Origin of the sequence: Verminephrobacter aporrectodeae subsp. tuberculatae At4 (assembly GCF_000193225.1) — a bacterium.
Taxonomy (GTDB): Bacteria; Pseudomonadota; Gammaproteobacteria; order Burkholderiales; family Burkholderiaceae_C; genus Acidovorax; species Acidovorax aporrectodeae.
Window position 1 is genome coordinate 1 of the sequence record NZ_AFAL01000130.1, and the last position, 2,424, is coordinate 2,424.

1 protein-coding gene and 1 pseudogene are annotated in these 2,424 nt (G+C 66.8%); both read left to right on the forward strand.

Features of this window, described 5'->3' with window-relative positions:
* Window positions 1–637 (forward strand): DUF3418 domain-containing protein (locus VTU_RS25730; protein WP_010101410.1); only part of this gene is annotated, 637 nt, incomplete at its 5' end.
* 48 nt (window positions 638–685) lie between these two features.
* Window positions 686–2,424 (forward strand): annotated as a pseudogene (locus tag VTU_RS25735) (FimL-related protein); the annotation flags it as partial.

Here is a 2,424-nt window from a genome sequence, read left to right on the forward strand (position 1 = left end):
GGCGGCGGACTCGGGTCTGCACGCCGTGCAGAACGCGATCGGCGGCATGAACTCGATCCGCGACCAGATCCAGGACACCTCCAAGCGCATCAAGCGCCTGGGCGAATCGTCGCAGGAGATTGGCGAAATCACGGAGCTGATTTCCGACATTACCGAGCAGACGAACGTGCTCGCGCTCAACGCCGCGATCCAGGCCGCGTCCGCCGGCGAAGCCGGGCGCGGCTTCTCGGTGGTGGCGGAGGAAGTGCAGCGGCTGGCAGAACGCTCGGCCGATGCAACGCGCCAGATTTCGGCGCTGGTGAAGGCGATTCAGACCGATACCCAGGACGCCGTGGCCGCCATGGAGCGTTCCACGCAGGGTGTGGTCGAAGGGGCCCGCCTGTCCGACAGCGCGGGCACTGCGCTGACCGAGATCGACCGCGTGTCGCGCCGTCTTGCGCAGCTGATCGAACAGATTTCTTCGGCTACTTCCCGCGAAGCCGTCCTGGCCAACGAGGTCGCGGGTAACATCCAGCACATTTTTGCGGTCACCGAGCAAACGGGTGAAGGCACCCGCAGCACCGCGCAGCAGGTGCGCGAACTCTCGCACATGGCCGAGGAACTGCGCCAATCGGTGGCGCGTTTCAAAATCGCCTGACGCAGTAGTCATCAAGCAGCTTGGTTCTCAGCAGCCGGGAACGAATCCATGTCATTCATCGACAGCCATGCACCCGCCACGGATGGGGCCCAGGGAGATCTGGACCTGGGCCCGCTGGCCTGGGTGCTTGACGAATTGCGCAAGTCGCTGCACAGCGCGGTCCACGCCGTGCGGCGCTTCGTGCGCACCGCCGAAATCGCGCAGGAATCCGATCTTGAGGCGCTGGACGTTGGTCCCTTGCGCACCGCGCGTCAGCAACTGCACCAGGGCTTCGGCGTCTTGGAAATGGTCGGCATGGCCGCTCCTGCCCTGCTCTTGCAGGCCATGGAATCTGCCGTGCAGAAGTTTGTCCGGCGCCCCGAGACCTGCAGGGACGACGCCGCAGCGACGGTCGAGCGCGCGAGTTTTGCGCTCGTCGAGTACCTGGAGACCGTTCTCGCGGGCAAGGAGGCGTCGCCGGTGGCGCTATTTCCGCAGTACCGGGAGGTCCAGGCGCTGGCCGAGGTGGAGCACGTCCATCCTGCGGACCTGTGGCCGGTCGAGCGGCGCTTTCGCGAGCCCGAGGGTGCGCTTCCCCTGCCCCCGCTGGTCTATGGTCCGCAGGCGCGTGCGCAGCTCGATTCCATGGTGCTGCGCACCGTCAAGTCGGGGATTCGACGGCGGCGCTGGGCCTGCGCGATATCTGCCTGGGCTTTGCTGCGGCGCAGACGGATCGCCAGGTGCGCGCTTTTTGGAGAATCTGCGCGGGCTTCTTCGATGCCTTTGGCTCCGGATTGCTGGCGCAGGACATCTACGTCAAGCGCGTCGCCTCGCGCGTGCTGATGCAGTACGCCACCCTCGCCAAGGGGAATCCGGAGATCACCAACCGCCTGATTCAGGACCTGCTGTTCTTCTGCGCGCAGGCCCGGACCGCCGATCTGCCGGCCGACGCCGTGCCCTGGTTGCGGGCCGTGCGCCGGGCGTTCTCATTGGAGCGCTTTGCGCCCGTGGACTACGAAAGCGTCCGCTTCGGGCGCTTCGACCCTGCCGTGCTGGTCCAGGCGCGCAAGCGCATCGCGTCGGCCGCAGAGACCTGGTCTGCGCTCGCCGGTGGCGATCTGAACAAACGCAAGCCGGTGGCAGACCAGTTCAGTCTGGTGTGCGATTTGCTGCGCAAGCTGCACCCTGGCAGTGAGGACTTGGCGCAGGCGCTCACGCGTGCGGTGAACTCCATCGCCGAATCGGCAGAGCCCCCTTCGGCCGTCTTGGCGATGGAGGTGGCGACCTCCGTGCTGTACTTGCAGGCGGCGTTCGAGGAACTGGACGCCACGCAGGAGCAGATGGAGGCCCGGGCGACCCGCCTGGCGCAGCGTCTGGACGCGAGCAGCTCCGGCGCGGACCCCGGGCCGCTCGAGCAGTGGATGGAAGACCTGTACCGCAGGGTCAGCGGCAACCAGACCATGGGCAGCATCGTCGACGAGTTGCGCGCCACCCTGGGCGAGACGGAGAAGGCGCTGGATCAGTTCTTCCGCAACCCCGGGGACACGGTGGTCCTGGCCACCGTTCCCGGGCATCTCTCGCAGATGCGCGGCGTGCTCTCGGTCATCGGGCTGGACGAGGCCGCACGCGCCATGGCGCGCATGAGCGAGACGGTCGAGCGCCTGCTCGTCGAACCCCTGCCCGAGGAGGACATGCAGGGCGTTTTCGGGAAGTTTGCGAACAGCCTCGGCGCCCTGGGATTCCTGATCGACATGCTGGGCTACCAGCGTGCCATGGCGCGCAAGCTCTTCGTGTACGACGAGGACCTG